The 12,231-nt window shown below is 74.1% G+C and carries 13 protein-coding genes; 9 read left to right on the plus strand and 4 right to left on the minus strand.

What is annotated here, in order from left to right; genetic code table 11:
• Positions 1 to 146 precede the first annotated feature (146 nt).
• Together AB0O82_RS25565 and AB0O82_RS25570 are read left to right on the plus strand one after the other, a co-directional pair.
• Complete coding sequence (locus tag AB0O82_RS25565) at positions 147 to 494, plus strand: MmcQ/YjbR family DNA-binding protein (protein WP_363586290.1); 348 nt, start codon at positions 147 to 149, stop codon at positions 492 to 494.
• A 160-nt stretch (positions 495 to 654) separates the two neighbouring features.
• Entirely contained in the window at positions 655 to 1,869 is a 1,215-nt protein-coding gene (locus AB0O82_RS25570; protein ID WP_363586291.1) for an alpha/beta hydrolase, read from the plus strand.
• A 14-nt stretch (positions 1,870 to 1,883) separates the two neighbouring features.
• Here AB0O82_RS25570 and AB0O82_RS25575 read toward each other — a convergent pair whose 3' ends face one another.
• The gene (locus tag AB0O82_RS25575; RefSeq protein ID WP_363586292.1) at positions 1,884 to 2,867 is read right to left on the minus strand and encodes a WYL domain-containing protein; all 984 of its coding nucleotides are present in this window, start codon (positions 2,865 to 2,867) and stop codon (positions 1,884 to 1,886) included.
• 101 nt (positions 2,868 to 2,968) lie between these two features.
• Between AB0O82_RS25575 and AB0O82_RS25580 the strand changes: the two genes are divergently transcribed.
• Positions 2,969 to 3,547, plus strand: a complete 579-nt coding sequence (locus tag AB0O82_RS25580) for a TIGR03086 family metal-binding protein (protein ID WP_363586293.1) — start codon at positions 2,969 to 2,971, stop codon at positions 3,545 to 3,547.
• Positions 3,548 to 3,602: 55 nt separating this feature from the next.
• On the opposite strand, the gene AB0O82_RS25585 is transcribed toward AB0O82_RS25580, so the two are convergent.
• On the minus strand, positions 3,603 to 4,616 hold the full coding sequence (locus tag AB0O82_RS25585; RefSeq protein WP_363586294.1) for an aldo/keto reductase: 1,014 nt from the start codon (positions 4,614 to 4,616) through the stop codon (positions 3,603 to 3,605).
• A 71-nt stretch (positions 4,617 to 4,687) separates the two neighbouring features.
• Entirely contained in the window at positions 4,688 to 5,164 is a 477-nt protein-coding gene (locus tag AB0O82_RS25590) for a MerR family transcriptional regulator (protein ID WP_363586295.1), read from the minus strand.
• A 122-nt stretch (positions 5,165 to 5,286) separates the two neighbouring features.
• On the opposite strand from AB0O82_RS25590, the gene AB0O82_RS25595 reads away from it, so the two are divergent.
• Entirely contained in the window at positions 5,287 to 6,120 is an 834-nt protein-coding gene (locus tag AB0O82_RS25595; protein WP_363586296.1) for a serine hydrolase domain-containing protein, read from the plus strand.
• Positions 6,121 to 6,147: 27 nt separating this feature from the next.
• Here the strand turns inward: AB0O82_RS25595 and AB0O82_RS25600 are convergent, their stop codons facing one another.
• Positions 6,148 to 6,924, minus strand: a complete 777-nt coding sequence (locus AB0O82_RS25600) for a pirin family protein (RefSeq protein ID WP_363586297.1) — start codon at positions 6,922 to 6,924, stop codon at positions 6,148 to 6,150.
• Positions 6,925 to 7,152: 228 nt separating this feature from the next.
• On the opposite strand from AB0O82_RS25600, the gene AB0O82_RS25605 reads away from it, so the two are divergent.
• The 5 genes from AB0O82_RS25605 to fabF all read left to right on the plus strand — a co-directional run bounded on the left by AB0O82_RS25605 (position 7,153) and on the right by fabF (position 12,177).
• Positions 7,153 to 8,328, plus strand: a complete 1,176-nt coding sequence (locus tag AB0O82_RS25605) for a PucR family transcriptional regulator (protein WP_063347457.1) — start codon at positions 7,153 to 7,155, stop codon at positions 8,326 to 8,328.
• Between the two features lie 90 nt (positions 8,329 to 8,418).
• On the plus strand, positions 8,419 to 9,369 hold the full coding sequence (locus AB0O82_RS25610; RefSeq protein ID WP_063347458.1) for an ACP S-malonyltransferase: 951 nt from the start codon (positions 8,419 to 8,421) through the stop codon (positions 9,367 to 9,369).
• On the plus strand, positions 9,366 to 10,397 hold the full coding sequence (locus AB0O82_RS25615) for a beta-ketoacyl-ACP synthase III (RefSeq protein WP_363586298.1): 1,032 nt from the start codon (positions 9,366 to 9,368) through the stop codon (positions 10,395 to 10,397). The genes AB0O82_RS25610 and AB0O82_RS25615 overlap by 4 nt, the downstream gene beginning before the upstream one ends.
• Before the next feature lie 82 nt (positions 10,398 to 10,479).
• Positions 10,480 to 10,731, plus strand: coding sequence for an acyl carrier protein (locus AB0O82_RS25620; RefSeq protein WP_363586299.1), 252 nt, complete (start codon positions 10,480 to 10,482; stop codon positions 10,729 to 10,731).
• Between the two features lie 180 nt (positions 10,732 to 10,911).
• Entirely contained in the window at positions 10,912 to 12,177 is a 1,266-nt protein-coding gene (fabF, locus tag AB0O82_RS25625; RefSeq protein ID WP_363586300.1) for a beta-ketoacyl-ACP synthase II, read from the plus strand.
• The last annotated feature ends 54 nt before the right edge of the window (positions 12,178 to 12,231 follow it).

Raw genomic sequence — 12,231 nt, forward strand, 5'->3', positions numbered from 1 at the left:
GGTCGACCCGGCCCAGCGCGAGCACCACCTCGGCGGTGTCGTCGATGTCGGGGTAGGTGTCGTTCTCGAACTACGATCGGTCCGCGCCCCTCCGAGCCCCCTGCCCGGGCCCGCGCGCTGTCGGTCCCCTGCCCTACGCTGCGGGCATGGTGACGTTCGAGGAGTTCCGCGCGATGGCGCTCGCCCTGCCGGAGGCCGCACAGGAGCCGACCTGGGACATCGAGACCCTGCGGATCCGCGGCCGGATCTTCGCGATGGGCGCGCCCGGGGGCCGGTCCGTCACCGTCAAGGCCTCCCCCGAGGACCAGTCCGAACTGCTCGCCGCCGAGCCCGAGGTGTTCTCCAGCGCGCCGTACGTCGGGCGGCACGGCTGGGTGAGCGTCCAGCTGGACCTGGTCGATCCGGAGGAGCTGCGCGACCTCGTCGTCGAGGCCTGGCGGCGCACGGCGCCCAAGCGGATGGTGCGCGAATTCGACGTGCGGGCCGCTCTGTGACGCTGAAACGACACCGCCGGTTCATGTGAGCCATCCCACAGTTTGGGCGGGCGCGTCGCCTCTCCGGGCGCCCTACGCTTGCGCAGGGAAGCAGGCAGTCTTGTCGCACCCTCCGGGCACCGCCCGAGAAACGGTGACGGGCCCTAAGGGAGTTGGTGCGGTGCGCAACCGTCGGCGCTGGAAGCGGGTACTGATCGGGGCGTTCGCGGGCTGTGCCGTGCTCGCCGACGCCGGCGCCGCGGCGGCCCAGGCGGCCGCCTCCACCGAGCAGCTGGCGATCTCCACACCCCCGGCCGGCAGCGCCGCCTGGGTCCAGGACCACAGCTTCGACCGCACCCTGCCCGACCCGGCCACCACCACCCCGGCCGCCGCCGCCGCGTTCTTCGCCTCGCTCGCCCCCACCGAGCTGGACCGGCTGATCCGGGACTACCCGCTGGTCGTCGGCAACTTCGACGGCGCCCCGCTGGACCTGCGCTACCGCGCCAACAAGATCGCGCTGGCCGCCGAACGCGACAGCGCCCGGGCCCGCGGCGCCGACCACAAGCTCGACGCCGACACCCGCGAGCTGGCCGTCTCCCGCGCCAACGACGTCGAGCACCTGCTCGGCCCCGACCGGCAGATCCTCGCCTTCGACCCGCGCGGCCGCGGCCTGATCACCGAGGTGTGGGGCGACCTCGCCGACGCCGAGCGGATCTCCGTCGTCGTCCCCGGCTCGGACGCCGACCTCGGCCACTTCGACCAGGCCGCCGAACCGCTGCGCTCCCCGGCCGGCATGGCCCGCGCCCTGTACACCGAGGAGCAGCGGCAGGCGCCGAACACCCGCACCGCGGTGATCGCCTGGACCGGCTACGTCACCCCGTCCGGCCTCGGCCCGGACGCCGTCACCTCCCGGCTCGCCGACGTCGGCGCGCCCCGGCTGCAGCGGCTGCTCGCCGGGCTCAAGGAGACCACCCGGCCGGACGCACCCCCGGCCCTGCTCTGCCACTCGTACGGCTCCGTGGTCTGCGGCAACGCCGCCCCCGAGATCCCGCGCGCGGCCGCCTCCCCCTCCGACACCTCCGGGATCACCGACCTGATGGTGTTCGGCAGCCCCGGCATGGGCGTGCAGAGCACCAGCGAGCTGGGCGCCGGCGTGCACGTCTGGGCCACCCGCAACCCCACCGACTGGATCGGCAACGTCCCGTACCTGGAGGTCGGCGGCCTCGGCCACGGCGCCGACCCGACCGCCGGCGGCTTCGGCGCCGAGCAGATCTCCTCGGCCCGCGCGGCCGGCCACAACGGCTACTTCACCGAGGGCACCGACAGCCTGCACAACTTCGCGGCGATCTCGCTCGGCCACTACCAGGACGTCGTCCGGCCCGCCCCGAACTCCTAGAGCCCGACCTACTCCTAGTCCTGGTAGAGGCGCAGCGCGTCCGCCGCCGCCCGGGCCAGCTCGCGGCGGGCGGCGGGCGGGGCCAGCACCTCGGCGTCCGCGCCGAAGGCGAGCAGCGCGCGGACGGCCGCCGGCGCCGGGAAGACCATCGCCACCTCGACCCACTCCTCGGCCGGCCCGGCGCCCGCCTCCGGCGGCGGCGCGGTGACCCGGCCGCCGTGGATGCGGACGAACATGTCCAGCCGCCCGCGCCGCACCCGCACCCGGACCGGCAGTTCCTTCGGCAGCCGCTCCACCTGCTCGCGCAGCACCGCCCAGGCATCCCCGAGCCCCACTCCGGGGCGGCGGCGCACCGCCTCCTCGGTGGTCTCGGCGGCCAGCACCCGGTCGGCCCGGAACAGCCGGGGCTCGCCGTGCAGATCGGCCACCAGGTACCAGACCGCGGCCTTGCTCACCAGCCCGTACGGGTCCACGGTGTACTCCACCGGCGCGGGCGTGCCGCTGTGCCGGTAGCGCAGCCGCAACCGCCGGTCGGCGAACACCGCGTACTGCAGCTCGCCCAGTTCGGGGCCGGTCGCGGCGCCGGCCGCCGGGCCGCTCTGCAGCCAGCGGGCCGGGTCGACCAGGATCCGCTCGGTGATGCGCTCGGCGGCCGGGCGGTGCGGGGCCGGCAGCGCGGCCATCACCTTGCGCAGCGCCGAGCCGAGCGCGCCGTCCAGCCCGAGGTCGCTGTGCGCGCCCTGGGCGGAGAGCACGAACAGCGCCCGGGCCTCGTCCGCGGTCAGTCCGGTGACGTCGGTGCGGTAGCCGGGCAGCAGGCTGATGCCCCCGTGCCGGCCGCGTTCGGTGAACACCGGCACGCCGGCGACGGAGAGCGACTCCACGTCGCGGTAGATGGTGCGGACGGACACCTCCAGGCGCCCGGCCAGTTCGGTGGCGGGCACCCTGCCGCGGGTCTGGAGCAGGAGCAGGATGGAGAGCAGGCGGTCGGCCTTCATGGCAGCAGAATCCCAGCAATCCTGACGGCGGTTGTCAGGTTTTACTGGGAGATTGCCGTTCGAGCCCGAAAGCCCGCACCACCCCAGGGAGCTGATTCCACGTGAACTCCGTCCAGGACGCCCGCCCGCAGTACCTGCTCGCCCTCGGCCAGTTGGAGAAGCTGTTCGCCGAGATCACCCCGGGCGCCCTCGACCGGCCCACCCCGTGCAGCGCGTTCACCCTGCGGGGGCTGCTGAGCCACGTGGTCGGCGGCATCCACCGGTTCGCCTACCTGGGCGAGGGCGGCCGGGCCGAGGACGTCGTCGCCGCCACCGGGGACCTGGCGGACGACGCCTGGCCGGGCGCGCTGGACCGGGCCCGCGCCCGGGCCGTCGCGGCCTGGTCGGACGACGCCGCGCTGGACCGCCCGACCCACGCACCCTGGGGCGTGGTGCCCGGCCGGGTCGCGGTCGGCGGCTACCTGATGGAGACGGTCGCGCACACCTGGGACATCGCCCGGGCGCTCGGCTCCCGGCAGCCGCTGGACGACGCCCTGGCGCACGCCGCGTTGGCCGTCGCCCAGGCCGTCCTGTCGGCCGAGCACCGCGGCGGACCGGTCCCGTTCGGCGAGGTGCGGCCGGTCGCCCCGGACGCCGACGTGCACACCCGGCTGGCCGCCTGGCTCGGCCGGGAGGTCTGAGAAGGCACCCGGGACGGGAGGGGGAGCGGCCCGGGCGGCCGCTCCCCGGCCGCCGCTACTCCCGGCCGACCTGGGTGAGGCGCATGTCCGGGTAGCGGTCCCCGGCGACCTCGCCCGCCACCGGCTCCAGCCGGGCCAGTTCCTCGGCGGTGAGCCGCAGCGTGGCGGCCGCGGTGTTCTCGGCGAGCCGGCTGCGCTTGCGGGTGCCGGGGATCGGCACGACCGTGAGCCCGTGCACCTCGGCCCGCTGGTGCACCCAGGCCAGCGCGACCTGCGCGAGGGTCACCCCGCGGGCCGTCGCGATCTCCCGCAGCGGCGCCAGGAGTTCGGCGTTGGCCGCCGCGTTGGCGCCGGTGAAGCGCGGCTGGGTGCGCCGGACGTCGTCCGCCGCGAGCTGCTCGGCGGCCTGGAACGCCCCGGTCAGGAAGCCCCGGCCGAGCGGCGAGTACGGCACGAAGGCGACGCCCAGTTCGGCCGCGGCCGGCACCGCCGTACGCTCGACGTCCCGGGCGAACACCGACCACTCGGACTGCAGTGCGGCGATCGGGTGGATCGCGTACGCCTCCCGCAGTTCGGCGCCCGTCACCTCGGACAGTCCCAGCCGGCGCACCTTGCCGGCCCGGACCAGCTCGGCCATGGTGCCGACCGAGTCGGCCAGCGGCACGGCCGGGTCGCGGCGGTGCATGTAGTAGAGGTCGATCTCGTCCACGCCGAGGCGGCGCAGCGAGGCGTCCACGGCGGCCCGGATGTACGCCGGGTCGTTGCGGATGCTGCGGCGGCCCGGGTCGTCCTCCGTGCGCTCGAGGGCGAACTTGGTGGCGAGCACCACCCGGTCGCGGTTGGCGCGGACGAAGGGGCCGATCAGCTCCTCGTTGCGGCCGAAGCCGTAGGCGTCGGCGGTGTCGAACAGGGTGACGCCGGCTTCCAGGGCGGCGTCCAGGGTGGCGAGCGCCTCGGGCCGGTCGGTCGGGCCGTAGAAGTCGCTCATGCCCATGCAGCCGAGGCCCTGGACGCCCACGAACGGGCCGTCGGTGCCGAGCTGGACGGTGGGGAGGACGGAGACGGTCATCGCTCTGCTTCTTCCTCTGCGTGCGGTGCACTCCGCTGCGGTGTACTCCGCGTGCGGCGTGCTGATGGTGGCTACTCGTGGCGGCAGACGGCCGGTTCGTCGGACGCGGCGATCCGGCCGGAGTACAGGTCGATCTTGTAGTCGAGGACGGCGAGGGTGGCCTGGAGGTCGGCGACCCGCTGGCGGACCTCCTCGCGCTGGTCGACCAGCAGTTGGCGCCGCGCCTCGTAGGTCCGCTCACCCTCGCGGGCCAGCTCCACGTAGCGGAGCATGTCGGCGATCGGCATGCCGGTCAGCCGCAGCCGGCCCAGGAAGGCCAGCCGGTGCAGGTCGGCGTCGCAGTAGCGGCGCTGGCCGCTGGTGGAGCGGTCGACCGGGTCGAGCAGGCCGATCCGCTCGTACCAGCGCAGGGTGTGGGCGGTGAGCCCGCTGGCCACGGCGACCTCGCTGATGGTGTGCCGCGGGGTCCGGTCCGGATCGCCGACCGGGCGCTGGTACACGTCGGCGCAGGTCCGCAGGTCGAGCTGGACGGGTGCGAGCGTGGCCATGAGCGGTTACCCCCTGTGGTGAGCGGTGACGACGACGCTATCGAGTTGGAGTGCACTCCAAGCAAGCCTCGCACCCGGGTGCTCCCGCCACCCGTTTTCGGGCCTTCGTTAGAGTCGGGCGCATGGAGAGCTTGCGGATGATCGAGAACTGGCCGGTGCCCCATGCCGCGGCGGCGGTGGTCCGGGGGGCGGACGGCGCGGTGCTGGGCACGTACGGGCCGCAGCAGCACCTGTTCCCGCTGGCGTCGGTGACCAAGCTGCTCACCTCGTACGCGGTGCTGGTCGCGGTCGAGGAGGGCGTCTTCGAGCTGGACGACCCGGCCGGGCCGGCCGGCTCGACCGTACGCCACCTGCTCGCGCACACCTCCGGCCTGGGCTTCGACGAGGACCGGGTGTTCGCCGAGCCCGGCAACCGCCGGCTGTACTCCAACGCGGGCTTCGACGCGCTGGCGCGGGCGCTGTCCGACGCCGCCGGGATCGAGTTCTCCCGGTACGCCGCCGAGGCGGTGTTCGAGCCGCTGGGCATGCACGACACCCTGCTGAACACCGCGCACAGGTCCCCGGCCGGCGCCGGCGGCCTGTCCACCGTCGCGGACCTGGTCCGGTTCGCCGCCGAGCTCCAGTCCCCGAAGCTGCTGGACCCGTCCACCGTCCGGCAGGCCACCCGCGAGGTCGCCTTCCCCGGCACCAGCGGCGTGCTGCCCGGCTACGGCCACCGCCGGCCGAACGACTGGGGTCTCGGCTTCGAGATCCGCGACGGCAAGGCCCCGCACTGGACGGGCACCGCCAACTCGCCCGCCACCTTCGGCCACTTCGGCCAGTCCGGCACCTTCCTGTGGGTCGACCCGGAGGCCGGCGTGGCCTGCGTCGCGCTCACCGACCGGGACTTCGGCCCGTGGGCCGCCGAGGTCTGGCCGGCCTGCTCGGACGCGGTCCTGGCCGAACTGGACAGCTGAACGACTCGAAGGCTGAAAGGACAGCCCCTAGCCGTACGAGACCGGCGAGTGCATCTCCCAGAGCAGGAGTTCGGCGCCGGTCTCGCCGGCCGTCGGGTCGGCGAAGGCGTCGCCGGTGATCCGCACGCTGTCGCCCGGGGCCATCGAGCGGCCGCCGCCCTTGGGCCCCGGGATCGTCCGGTAGCCCAGCGAGCCGGCGGTCAGGTGCGCGTACCGCCAGGCGGCCTCGGGCAGTGCGGGCAGCGGCTGCCACGGCCCCGCCGTCGCCAGCCAGAGCGCGGCGTCGCCGCGGCGCAGCCGCAGGGCGTCCGTCCCGGCGTCGCGCTCCAGCCCGGAGGCGAGCAGCGTCAACCCGCCGTCGACCGGTTCCACCTTGCGCAGCCCGTACGCCGGGGGCGCGTCGAACACGTCCGGCTGGAGCCACATCTGGACGAAGCGGACCGGGCCGGCGGCCCCGCCGACGTTGCGCTCGGTGTGGGTGACGCCGGAGCCCGCGCCGAGGTGCTGGACCATCCCCGGGCGGACCACCCCGCCGTGCCCCCGGGAGTCCCGGTGCGCCAGCGCGCCCTCCAGCACCCAGGTGACGATCTCGGTGTCCCGGTGCTTGTGCTCCTCGTACCCGGCGCCGGGGGCGAGGAGTTCCTCGTTGCACGCGAGCAGCGCGCCGAAGTGCGTGTTCTTCGGGTCGTAGTGGCCGGAGAAGGAGAACGCGTGTCGGGTCTCGACGCCCTCGGCCGGGGTGGAGAGGTAGCGCTCGGCGGTGCGGCGCAGGTCGGCGCGGGGGCGGGCGGCGTCGTCTGTCACGGGCCCCACGGTAGTGGGTGTGACCGGCACCACCGTGCCGCTGCACCGGGGGGTGTGCACGAGCAGTCACTCACGTGAGGCAGTCTTGTCCTTGTGCCAGCCGCTTCCGCGAACTCCAAGAGCGAACCCAGTCCCACGGCCGAGCCGACCGGGAAGAGCCCGGCCCCCAGGGCCGGCCGCGACCGCCCCGGCCGGGCGGCGCCCCGCCTCACCGCGCAGGAGCGCAGAATCGCCGCCGAGCGGGCCGAGCGCCGGGCCGCGACGCTCAAGCGGCTGGAGAAGTCCTCGGGCAAGCTGGCCACCGCCGCGATCTCCCGGATGGACGACCAGCTCGGCTGGTACCGGCGGATGCCGCCGGAGCACCGCTCCTGGATCGGCCTGGTCGCCCAGGCCGGCATCGCCGCCTTCACCGAGTGGTACCGCCACCCGGACGCCGCCCAGGCGATCTCCACGGACGTCTTCGGCACCGCCCCGCGCGAGCTGACCAGGGCGATCACCCTGCGCCAGACCGTCGAGCTGATCCGCACCACGATCGAGGTGATGGAGGAGGCCATCGAGGAGGTGGCCGCCCCCGGCGACGAGGCGGACATGCGCGAGTCGGTGCTGGTCTACGCCCGGGAGATCGCCTTCGCGACGGCCCAGGTGTACGCCCAGGCGGCCGAGGCGCGCGGCGCCTGGGACGCCCGGCTGGAGGCGCTGGTGGTCAACTCGCTGCTGTCCGGCGACGCGGACGAGGGCGTGCTGTCGCGGGCCGCGGCGCTCGGCTGGGGCCAGCCCAGCCAGGTCCGGGTGGTGATGGGCAGCGCGCCGGACGGCGACAGCGAGCTGGTGGTCGAGGCGATCCGCCGGGCCGCCCGGTACGCCAAGCTGCACGTGCTGACCGGGGTGCTGGGCAAGCGCCTGGTGGTCGTGGTCGGCGGCGACAAGGAGCCGGTGCACGCGGCCCGGGCGCTGATCGGCCAGTTCGCGCCGGGCCCGGTGGTGGTCGGCCCGACCGTGCCGGACCTGCTCTCGGCGACCCGCTCGGCGCACGCCGCCGCGGCCGGCCTGCGTGCCTGCGCCGCCTGGCCGGACGCGCCCCGCCCGGTGCTGGCCGACGACCTGTTGCCCGAGCGCGCGCTGGCCGGCGACCAGGCCGCCCGCCGCCAGCTGGTGGAGGAGATCTACACACCGCTGGACGAAGCCGGCTCGGCGCTGCTGGAAACGCTGAGCGTCTACCTGGAGCAGGCCTCCTCGCTGGAGGGCGCCGCCCGGATGCTCTTCGTCCACCCCAACACGGTGCGCTACCGGCTACGACGTGTGACCGACGTCACGGGGTACGCCCCGTCCGACGTGCGTTCGGCGTTCACGCTGCGGATCGCACTCGCCCTCGGCCGACTCACCGCGGCCGGGGAGCCGAGCTGAACCGCCTGTAGGGACCTTACAATCCCGGATGGTTTTCTTCGTTACCGTCGCCTACCCGCCCCTGGGCGCCTGGCGAGAGAGGGTTGAACCGTGCTCGTAATCGTCGCCCCTGGACAGGGTGCCCAGTCCCCCGGTTTCCTCAGCCCCTGGCTGGAGCTGGACGGTGTCGCCGACCGCCTCCGCGGCTGGTCGGAGGTCGCCGGGCTCGACCTGGTGCACGCCGGGACCGAGGCCTCCGCAGAGGAGATCAAGGACACCGCCGTCGCCCAGCCGCTGCTGGTCGCGGCCGGCCTGATGACCGCCCGTGAGCTGTTCCCGGACGAGGACGTCGCCCGCAAGCTGGTCGGCGCCGTGGCCGGCCACAGCGTCGGCGAGATCACCGCCGCCGCCGGCGCCGGAGTGCTGAGCGCGCACGACGCGCTGACCTTCGTCCGCGAGCGCGGCCGGGCGATGGCCGCGGCCGCCGCCGTCACCGAGACCGGCATGATCGCCGTGCTCGGCGGCGACCCGGAGGTCGTCGCGGCGAAGCTGGCCGAGCACGGCCTGACCGCGGCCAACAACAACGGCGGCGGCCAGATCGTCGCCGCCGGCACGCTGGCCCAGTTGGAGACGCTGAAGGCGGACCCGCCGGCCGGTGCCAAGCTGGTCGCCCTGAAGGTGGCCGGCGCCTTCCACACCGAGCACATGGCCCCGGGTGTCGAGCGGCTGGCCGCGCTGGCCCCGACGCTGACCGTGGCCGACCCTCAGGTCCGCTACGTCTCCAACAAGGACGGCGAGGTCGTGGCCTCCGGCGCCGAGGTGCTCACCCGCCTGGTGTCGCAGGTCTCCAACCCGGTCCGCTGGGACCTCTGCATGGAGACCCTCGGGCAACTGGGCGCGACCGCCGTCATCGAGCTGTCCCCCGCGGGCACCCTCACCGGACTGGTCAAGCGCAACCTCAAGGGTGTGGCGACGCTTGCCCTCAAGACCCCCGCCGACCTGGACAAGGCCCGCGCGCTCGTCGCGGAGCACGGCGGTCAGGATCAGGAGACCCAGGCATGACGAACCCGCAGATCCGCCCGTCCGAGGGCGCGCAGTACGCGCGCATCCTCGGCGTGGGCGGCTACCGCCCGGTCCGGGTGATCCCCAACGCCGAGGTGCTGGAGTGGATCGACTCCTCGGACGAGTGGATCCGCACCCGCAGCGGGATCGCCGAGCGCCGCTGGGCCGGCCCGGAGGAGAGCGTCGCCGAGATGTCGGTGCAGGCCTCCGGCAAGGCCATCGCCCAGGCCGGGATCACCCCGGACCAGATCGGCGGCGTGATCGTCGCGACCGTCTCGCACCTCAAGCAGACCCCGGCGATCGCCACCGAGATCGCCGAGCGGCTCGGCTGCGGCACCGCCCCGGCCTTCGACATCTCGGCCGCCTGCGCGGGCTTCGGCTACGGCCTGGGCCTGGCCGACGGCATGATCCGCGGCGGCAACGCCGAGTACGTGCTGGTGATCGGCGTCGAGCGGCTGAGCGACCTGACCGACCAGTCGGACCGCTCGACCGCGTTCATCTTCGGCGACGGCGCCGGCGCCGCGGTCGTCGGCCCGTCCGACACGCCCGGTATCGGCAAGCTGATCTGGGGCTCGGACGGCTCGCAGTCCGACGTCATCTCGCAGACCCAGGCCTGGGACACCGCCTTCGCCAAGCCCGACGCCGTCAACGGCGTGGGCGAGGAGGCCAAGTGGCCGGCCCTGCGGATGGACGGCCAGCCGGTCTTCCGCTGGGCGGTGTGGGAGATGGCCAAGGTGGCCCAGCAGGCGCTGGACGCCGCCGGGGTCACCGCCGACCAGCTCGGCGCGTTCATCCCGCACCAGGCCAACATGCGCATCACCGACGCCATGATCAAGGCACTCAAGCTGCCCGACTCGGTGCCGGTCGCCCGCGACATCGCCGAGACCGGCAACACCTCCGCGGCCTCCATCCCGCTGGCGATGGAGCGCATGCTGGAGAGCGGCGAGGCCCGCAGCGGCGACCTCGCGCTGATCATCGGCTTCGGGGCGGGTCTCGTGTACGCCGCGGCAGTCGTTACGCTCCCCTAGGCGCGTTTCGCCCCACTCATTCCGCAAAGCCTGCGTCCGGCCGCCGGTCGGACGCGTTCAACACCGAAGAGGAGCAGCCAGTATGGCTAAGGACAAGGCCGAGGTCCTGGAAGGTCTCGCCGAGATCGTCAACGAGATCGCCGGTATCCCGACCGAGGACGTCCAGGAGGACAAGTCCTTCACGGACGACCTGGACGTCGACTCGCTGTCCATGGTCGAGGTCGTCGTGGCCGCCGAGGAGCGCTTCGACGTCAAGATCCCGGACGACGAGGTCAAGAACCTGAAGACCGTCGGCGACGCGGTGAACTACATCCTCACCAACGCCGCCGCCTGACCGATCGACCCGTTCGATCCGTCCAGCACGTCCGGCGTTCTCGACGCCTCGGACGGCTGACTCGTCGGCCCGGCTCCCCCGAGCCCGGCCGACCCGCCGGCCGGGACGCCCCACCGGGCGCCCGGCCGGGCCCTTCCTCGGCTCGCCGCCGACCCCACGATCGTGAGAGAAGAAGAACCAGTGACCGCTGAAAACCGTACCGTGGTCGTCACGGGTATCGGCGCCTTCACGCCGCTGGGCGGCGACGCCGCCACCACCTGGGAGAACCTGGTCGCAGGGCGCTCCGGAGTGGCGGCCCTGACCGAGGAGTGGGCCGCCGAGCTGCCCGTCAAGATCGCCGCCCGCACGGCCGTCGAGCCGGGCGAGATCCTCCCCCGGCCGCTGGCCCGCAAGCTGGACCGCTCGGCGCAGTTCGCGCTGATCGCCGCCCGTGAGGCCTGGGCCGACGCCGGCTACGAGACGCCGGCCACCGACGACTCCTCCAAGCTCGCCCCCGAGCGCCTCGGCACCGTCATCGCCTCCGGCATCGGCGGCGTGACCACCCTGCTCGACCAGTACGACGTGCTGAAGGAGAAGGGCGCCCGCAAGGTCTCCCCGCACACCGTCCCGATGCTGATGCCCAACTCCCCGGCGGCCAACGTCGGTCTGGAGGTCGGCGCCCGCGCGGGTGTGCACACCCCCGTCTCCGCCTGCGCCTCCGGCGCCGAGGCGATCGGCTACGCGATCGAGATGATCCGCACCGGCCGCGCCGACGTCGTGGTGGCCGGCGGCACCGAGGCGGCGATCCACCCGCTGCCGATCGCCGCGTTCGCCAACATGATGGCGATGTCCAAGAACAACGACGACCCCGAGCGCGCCTCCCGCCCGTACGACAAGGGCCGGGACGGCTTCGTGCTGGGCGAGGGCGCCGGCGTGGTCGTGCTGGAGTCGGTCGAGCACGCCGAGGCGCGCGGCGCCCGGATCTACTGCGAGGCCGTGGGCCAGGGCCTGTCCTCGGACGCCCACCACATCGCCCAGCCCGAGCCGACCGGCGCCGGCGTGGCCCGCGCACTGGCCGACCTGTTCGAGCGCAACACCCTGGACAAGGCCGAGATCGTGCACGTCAACGCGCACGCCACCTCGACCCCGCAGGGTGACACCGCCGAGCTGAAGGCGCTGCGCAAGGAGCTCGGCGACGACCTCGACCACATCGCCATCTCGGCCACCAAGTCGATGACCGGCCACCTGCTGGGCGGCGCCGGCGGCATCGAGACCGTCGCCACCGTGCTGGCCCTGTACCACCGGATCGCCCCGCCGACCATCAACGTCGACGAGCTGGACGACGACGTGGACGCGGACATCGTGCGCGGCGAGGCCCGCCCGCTGCCCGAGGGCCGGATCGCGGCGCTGAACAACTCGTTCGGCTTCGGCGGCCACAACGTGGTGCTGGCCTTCCGCTCCCGGTAGTCCGCACTCCCACCCGGTACGCACCGGGTCCGAACGCACCGAGAGGGGCCGGCG

The sequence above is a fragment of the Kitasatospora sp. NPDC088264 genome (assembly GCF_040685715.1).
Taxonomy (GTDB): Bacteria; Actinomycetota; Actinomycetes; order Streptomycetales; family Streptomycetaceae; genus Kitasatospora.

Bases quoted from the DNA above. Each gene is read 5' to 3' on its own strand.
- AB0O82_RS25565 (WP_363586290.1), top strand. From the start codon at position 147: ATGGTGACGTTCGAGGAGTTCCGCGCGATGGCGCTCGCCCTGCCGGAG.
- AB0O82_RS25575 (WP_363586292.1), bottom strand. From the start codon at position 2,867: ATGAAGGCCGACCGCCTGCTCTCCATCCTGCTCCTGCTCCAGACCCGC.
- AB0O82_RS25585 (WP_363586294.1), bottom strand. From the start codon at position 4,616: ATGACCGTCTCCGTCCTCCCCACCGTCCAGCTCGGCACCGACGGCCCG.
- AB0O82_RS25590 (WP_363586295.1), bottom strand. From the start codon at position 5,164: ATGGCCACGCTCGCACCCGTCCAGCTCGACCTGCGGACCTGCGCCGAC.
- AB0O82_RS25595 (WP_363586296.1), top strand. From the start codon at position 5,287: ATGGAGAGCTTGCGGATGATCGAGAACTGGCCGGTGCCCCATGCCGCG.
- AB0O82_RS25615 (WP_363586298.1), top strand. From the start codon at position 9,366: ATGACGAACCCGCAGATCCGCCCGTCCGAGGGCGCGCAGTACGCGCGC.
- AB0O82_RS25620 (WP_363586299.1), top strand. From the start codon at position 10,480: ATGGCTAAGGACAAGGCCGAGGTCCTGGAAGGTCTCGCCGAGATCGTC.